At 32.0% G+C, this 7,262-nt stretch carries 4 protein-coding genes and 1 pseudogene; 3 read left to right on the forward strand and 2 right to left on the reverse strand.

Features of this window, described 5'->3' with window-relative positions; genetic code table 11:
- Positions 1-90: pseudogene (locus AJ930_RS10805) on the reverse strand (hypothetical protein); the annotation flags it as partial.
- Positions 91-1,341: 1,251 nt separating this feature from the next.
- Between AJ930_RS10805 and AJ930_RS03185 the strand changes: the two are divergent.
- Both AJ930_RS03185 and AJ930_RS03190 read left to right on the forward strand, forming a co-directional pair.
- Positions 1,342-1,917 (forward strand): cytochrome c3 family protein, encoded by a 576-nt coding sequence (locus AJ930_RS03185; RefSeq protein WP_044779534.1) that lies wholly within the window; start codon positions 1,342-1,344, stop codon positions 1,915-1,917.
- A 10-nt stretch (positions 1,918-1,927) separates the two neighbouring features.
- Positions 1,928-4,444: a molybdopterin guanine dinucleotide-containing S/N-oxide reductase gene (locus tag AJ930_RS03190; RefSeq protein ID WP_044779533.1), complete on the forward strand. Its 2,517-nt coding sequence runs from the start codon at positions 1,928-1,930 to the stop codon at positions 4,442-4,444.
- 23 nt (positions 4,445-4,467) lie between these two features.
- On the opposite strand, the gene zupT is transcribed toward AJ930_RS03190, so the two are convergent.
- Positions 4,468-5,343 (reverse strand): zinc transporter ZupT, encoded by an 876-nt coding sequence (zupT, locus tag AJ930_RS03195; RefSeq protein WP_002861047.1) that lies wholly within the window; start codon positions 5,341-5,343, stop codon positions 4,468-4,470.
- Between the two features lie 168 nt (positions 5,344-5,511).
- Between zupT and AJ930_RS03200 the strand changes: the two genes are divergently transcribed.
- Positions 5,512-7,262: methyl-accepting chemotaxis protein (locus tag AJ930_RS03200; protein WP_070274825.1), on the forward strand; the 1,751-nt coding region annotated here is incomplete at its 3' end.

The raw sequence follows: 7,262 nt of genomic DNA on the forward strand, positions 1-7,262 counted from the left end.
TGAGATTTGTCCAAATTCATCATTGCTTTTTACTTCTATAGTGGAAACATTTTTTGTTTTATGATTGATAAAGTCAAAGAAATTTTGCAAAGATTTAAAAATTGAATTAATTTTTGCACTTACCATATATTTTATACACATATATACAATAGCTGAAATTATAATTAAAAATATAACAACTACAGCAACTATAATTAATTGAAGATGATATAAAGGTGCTAAAACCGAAGTTCTAGGGGTTGTTACAAGTATACTCCAATGACTTGAATTTTCTAATGTACTAAAAGAAGAAACCGAAGCATAACTGGTTAAACCTGTAGATGTATAAAAATTATTGATTAAAATATCTCTATGTTCTTTAATAGCACTTAATATAGGAGCTACAGAAGGAGAATGGTTGTATTCATTGATTTTTTGCAAAATTGCTTTAGGATTTTCATGAATAACAAATGTTCCATCATCTGTAAGTAGTAATCTTTGATCTCCTTCGTGAAAATTTAATGAAGGATTAAGTAAAGCTTTAGACATCTGTGAAAGCTCTAAAGAGAAACCAATAACTCCTGCAAAATCTCCTTTTTGATTAAAAATAGGCATTCCTAAGTTTATTCCTAAAAATTCTCCATTGCCATAATCAAGACGCTTAACTGAACCAAAAATAACCTTTTGCTCTCCATTGTGCACATTGTTTTCAATTTTTGAGATTACAGGTATACTGTTATACATATTTTTATTTTGTATAAATGTTTTAATACCTCCGTCAATCCCTGGAGTTGAATCATTATAAACAATAGATAAATTTCCATTTTGAATGTCTTTTTCTTTATTTCCTGATAAGACTGAAAGATCTTTAATGTATAAAAAAGCATAAGTGGTATGCATACTTGAATCTAATGTTTTTTTGGTCAAATTTTCCAATACATTAATGTCAATGCTCCCATTATCATTAATAACTTGTTGTATACTAGCACCTAATGCTTTAGAGAGTAAAAAAGGTTCGTTAAGTGTGGATTGCATATAATTTACATATCTTTTTGAAGCTATGTCTAGAGCAATTTCTGCTTCTTTTTCCATATTTTGAGAAACTTTCCATGATATGATGGCAATCATAAAGACTAAGCTAACCATAACACTTCCAATTACTGAAAGGGTTAATTTAGTTCCGATAGATTTTAACATTGTCTTCCTTTCTTGTATATTTATTTTCTAAATTATAACTATAAAATGCTTATTTTTTTCTAAAAAAGTTATTAATTATTAATTAATATTTTGTTAATATTAATTAATAATTAAATTAACTAGTGTTAAAATACATTTACATCAAATTTATATTAAGGAATAGCAATGAAAAAGATTTTCATTTCTTTTATTGTCCTAGCGACATATTTATGGGCAGAAAATACCGTCTATGCCGATGAAGTTGTATCACTTTATCTTAATAAAGATGATACTAAAGTCATAGGAAGACTTTTACCTACAAATCCTTTTGAAGTATTAAAAAGCGAAAATAACAGGGTTTTGCTAAAAATTGATGGTTATGTAAATCCTAAAGCACCTTCTGTGATTTATTTCAATGACTCTCAAAGAATTATTGTTGCAGCTTTTTCTAAAAATACAAAATTAAATTTCTCTCAAAGAATAACTGGAAAAAATGGAAAATGGGATAAGGTAAGCCTTGAAATTTGGGCAGATGAAAAAGAATTTGTCAAAGACAATAAAGAAATGTTAAATCGAGCCAAAGAGCTTTTTGTAAATAACTGCGGAATTTGCCACGCTATCCACAAAGAAAAAGAATTTACAGCTAACGCTTGGCCTGCAATTTTCCGTTCTATGGCTGATAGAACAGGTATTGATAAAAAAGACAGATGGCTAGTTATAGAATACTTACAAAAAAACGCAAAAGATTTTAAAACAAAATAAGGAGAAAAGCATGCTAGATAGAAGAAAATTTTTAAAAATTGGAGCGAGCTTAAGTGCTTTACCTCTCATTCCAAGCTTAAGTGCAGGAAAAACCGTAGAAGCTTCAAAAGTTAGCCTCGGACTTGTAAAAAATGGAGAAGTGATCACTGCAGCACACTGGGGGATTTTAAAACTCACTATAAAAGATGGCAAAATAGTAAAAAGTGAACCTTGGGAAAAAGTTACAAAAATGGATAATCCTTTACAGCACTACACTGCTGATATGGTTTATAAATCTCGTGTGAAATACCCTTATGTGCGTAAATCCTACCTTGAAAATCCTGACAATCCTAAACCTGAACTTCGTGGAAAAGATGAATTTGTCCGCGTAAGTTATGATGAAGCGATCAAACTCATCGCCAAAGAACTTAAAAAAACAAGAGATAGCAAAGGTGCAAGTGCAATTTTTGGTGGAAGTTATGGCTGGAAATCAAGTGGAAATATGCAAAACTCACGTATCTTGCTTCATAGATTTTTAAATGTAACAGGTGGATTTGTAGGAGCTACTGGGGACTATTCTACAGGAGCTTCTCAAGTGATTATGCCTTATGTTGTAGGATCGATTGAAGTTTATGAGCAACAAACCTCATGGGAAAATATCTTAAGCGATTCTAAATATGTTGTGGTTTGGGGTGCTGATCCACTTTCTACTTTACGTATAGCTTGGACTTCAAACGAACAAAGAGGTTTGGCATACTTTGAAAAACTTAAAGACAGTAAAATCAAAGTGATTTGTATAGATCCTGTAAAAACCACTACAGCGAAATTTTTAAATGCTAAATGGATAGCTCCACGCCCAAATACCGATGTGGCTTTAATGATGGGTATGGCCAGCCATTTAATCGCTAAGAAAAAAGTCAATTACGAGTTTTTAGACACTTACACTACAGGCTTTGATAAATTTAAAGATTATTTAGAAGGTAAAGAAGATGGAGTGAAAAAAGATACCAAATGGGCAAGTAAAATTTGCGGTATCGATGAAAAAACTATCAAAAATTTAGCTGAAACTTTTTATGATAATCCTACTATGATTATGAGTGGTTGGGGTATGCAAAGAGCACATCATGGCGAACAGCCTCACTGGATGTTAGTTACTCTTTGTGCGATGTTAGGACAAATCGGCACAAAAGGAGGTGGTTTTGGACTAAGCTACCATTACAGCAATGGTGGTGTTCCAACTTGCAAAGGCGGAGTTATCGGCGGTATGACAGCAGGTAGCTTAGGAATTTGGAACAATGGTAAATTTAAAGGTTTAGCAAAAAGCGAAACTTCAAACGGAGGTGCAGAATGGCTTCAAAATGCAGCGAGTTATTCTTTCCCTGTAGCAAGAATCGCTGATGCTTTACTTCACCCTGGAAAAACCATAGATCACAACGGCTCTAAGCTTACCTATCCTGATATTGATTTTATTTACTGGGTAGGTGGAAATCCTTTAGTGCACCATCAAGATACCAACACTAATGTAAAAGCATGGAGAAAACCACGCACCGTTGTGGTAAATGAAATTTACTGGACTCCAACAGCTAAAATGGCAGATATTGTTATGCCTGTAACTTCATCTTATGAAAGAGATGATATTACCATGACAGGAGATTATTCAAATATGCATATAGCTCCTATGAAACAAGCAGTTGAGCCTGTGGGTGAAAGCAAAGATGATTATGTAATTTTCTCTGATATTTGTAAAATTTATGGAAAAGATGTCTTTAATGCCTACACAGAAAATGGCAAAAAAGCTAAAGATTTCATCAAAGAATACTACAACAGCGCCCTAAAACAAACTCAAAGTTTTGGCGAAGCTTTTGCCACTCCTATGCCAAGCTTTGAAGAATTTTGGGCTAAAAATGAACCAATCACTTTTGAACCAACAGCTGAAAGTTTAGAATGGACTCGTTTTTCAGAATTTATAGAAGATCCTATCTTAAATGCTCTGGGTACAGATTCAGGGCTCATTGAAATTTACTCAGAAACGATTAAAAATTATAATTATGATGATTGCAAAGCCCATCCTACTTGGTTTGAGCCTATTGAATGGCTTGGAAATGCAACCAAAGAAGCACCTTTCCACTTACTTACAAACCACCCAAGAGATCGCTTACACTCTCAACTTTGCCACACAAGCTTAAGAGATACTTATGCAATAAAAGATAGAGAGCCGATTTTAATCAATTCCAAAGATGCAAAAAAACTTGGTATAAAAAATGGCGATGTAGTGCGCGTGTTTAACAAACGCGGTGAAGTTTTAGCAGGGGCTGTTGTAAGTGATGAAATCATGCAAGGGGTTGTAAGGCTTTGTGAAGGTGCTTGGTATGATCCTAATGAAAACGGACTTTGTAAATGTGGAAGTGTAAATGTTTTAACCATGGATATACCAACTTCAAAACTTGCCAATGGCAATATCTCTCACACAGGGCTCGTAAACATAGAAAAATTTAAAGGTGAACTACCAAAACTTACTGCCTTCAGTGCGCCAAAAGGTGTGAACTAAATTTAAGAAAGCCGCAAGGCTTTCTATTGTCCAAGCAAATTTAAACTTAAAGCCATTATTGCCATTCCTAATATAAGTCCATATAAACTATCATGAGCCTTATCATAAGTTTTTGCAGCGGGCAAAAGCTCATCAAGAGATATAAAAACCATAATTCCTGCAATCACAGCAAAACTTATAGCTAAAGTAAGATCGCCTATAAAAGGCAATAAAATCAAAGCTCCAACAAAAGCACCCAAAGGCTCTGCAAAACCCGAAAGAGCTGAATAAATAAAAGCTTTTTTCTTATCTCCTGTAGCATGGTAAATTGGCAAACTCACAGCCAAACCTTCAGGGATATTGTGTATAGCCACAGCTATAGCTATAGCAATTCCTAAAGTAAGATTATCAAGACTCGAAATAAAAGTAGCAAAACCTTCTGGGAAATTATGTATAGCAATAGCTAAAGCTGTAAAAATCCCTGTGCGTTTCAAAGCTTTAGTATTGATCTGATGCAACTTTTCTCCAGGATGAAATTTCGGAGGATTTTGTCCTTTTTGAGGTAAGGGACAAATTTTTAACTCGCTTAAATCCTCTTTGGGCTCGTGAGGATTGACATCTTCGGGGATTAATTTATCAATCAATAAAGATATTAAAATTCCACCAAAAAAACAAGCCAATCCTAAAAGCTCAGCCCAATGCGAATCATAGTGATTTTTAAAATCTTTCAGCGCAGTGGGTAAAATTTCCATGAAAGAAATATATATCATTACCCCAGCTGAAAAACCAAGTCCTAAAGAAAGCACCCTTAAATCATCTTTTCTAGAAAAAAAGGCTATTATAGAACCTATAGCTGTAGAAAAACCTGCAAAAAGAGTCAGTAGCATTGCGATAAAAATTTGTTCAAAGGTAAATTGCATTAATAATTCTTAACTTCAATAAAATTTTAATATTTTAAATACTTATATTTATAAAAAGTTAACATATGGTAAAATTACAAAAGATATTAAAATTTTTAAGAATATTTTAAAAAATTATAGAATACTATACTAAGTTTTTTATAAATTTTTAAAAGTTAAGGAAAAAATATGAATTTTCGTTCTTTAAATATAAGCACTAAGCTTATTCTATCTGTAGCTATAGGGGTAATTTTAGGCATTATCGTATTAGTTTCAACAGTTTCCATATATATTTCTGAAAATATGGAAAAAGAGGCCAAAGATTCAATATTTTTAGCTTCAAAAAGATACACCAATTATATGGAAGGTATTCTAAATGAAACTGTTGCACTTGCAAAAGGAACCGCAACTTCCTTAAATGATATGTTTGAACACAATAATCAAGTTGATGCTGATTTGATTGAAAGCTTAATGAAAAATTTATTTGATAGTAGTTTATATTCAGCTTATACTTTTTTGTATTTAAAAGATACTTCAGTGCTAGGGGATGCTCAAGGAATTGATAAAAGATACACAAGTTCTGATGGTAAAACTTTTGCTATGATTTATTTTGATCAAACCACTGGAAAATCTGGAGGAATAGAAACGATTCAAACGCCAAATAATTTTGGTAATTTAAAGATTATAGAGCAAGTAGAAAAAAACGCTAAATATGGAGATAAAGATAGTTTATTTGTTGGGCCACCAACTAAACTTAACTACGATGGAAAAGATTTTCTAGGTATTAATTTTGGAATGCCTATTTTTAATAATAAAGGTAAATTGATTGGAGTTGCTGGATATACTTTAGATTTTTCTGAAGTTTCTGAAACCATACTTGACCCAAAATTAGATTTTTTTGAAGGGGATTTAAGATTTTTAATGACTGATAAAGGTGTTATTGCCATTCATAAAAATCATAATGCCATTTTAAAAACACTCAGTGATATAAATAAAGATCCCTCTGTGGAGTTAGTCAATAATGCTGTTAAAGAACACAAAACTGTTATAATAGATGATTATGTTGCTTCAACTGGAGATTTAAGCTATGCATCCGTTTCATCTTTTAGTACTGCAAATAATTCAAGTTATTGGAGTATGGTTGTAACTGCTCCTAAAAATTCAGTTTTAGCACCTTTAAAGAAACTAGAAATTATTTTTATCGTTATTTCTTTTTTTATACTACTTGTCATATTGATTATAGTTTATGTCTGCGTTAAAAAAATAGTTGGATCTAGAATTCCTGTCATTTTAAAATCTTTAGAAAATTTCTTTCGTTTTTTAAATCACGAAAAACACGAAGTTGATTTAATTTCAATCAAAGCAGATGATGAACTTGGAAAAATGGGCAAAATGATCAACGAAAACATCCTTGCTACTAAAAAAGGTTTAGAACAAGACAATCAAGCTGTTAAAGAATCAGTTCAAACCGTATCAGTTGTAGAAGGTGGTAATCTAACAGCAAGAATTACTGCTAATCCAAGAAACCCACAACTTATTGAACTTAAAAATGTTCTAAATAAACTTCTTGATGTTTTACAAGCTAGAGTAGGTTCTGATATGAATGTTATTCATAAAATATTTGAAGAATACAAAAGCTTAGATTTTAGAAATAAAATCTCTAATGCTTCAGGAAGTGTTGAATTAACTACTAATGCTTTAGGCGATGAAATAGTTAAAATGCTAAAACAAAGTTCAGACTTTGCTAATGCTTTAGCTAATGAAAGTGGAAAATTACAAACTGCTGTTCAAAGCTTAACCACTTCTTCAAATTCTCAAGCTCAATCTTTAGAAGAAACTGCAGCAGCTTTAGAAGAGATCACTTCTTCTATGCAAAATGTTTCAGTTAAAACTAGTGATGTTATCACTCAATCTGAAGAGATTAAAAATGTTACAGGTAT

Source organism: Campylobacter sp. BCW_6871 (assembly GCF_001762325.1).
Taxonomy (GTDB): Bacteria; Campylobacterota; Campylobacteria; order Campylobacterales; family Campylobacteraceae; genus Campylobacter_D; species Campylobacter_D jejuni.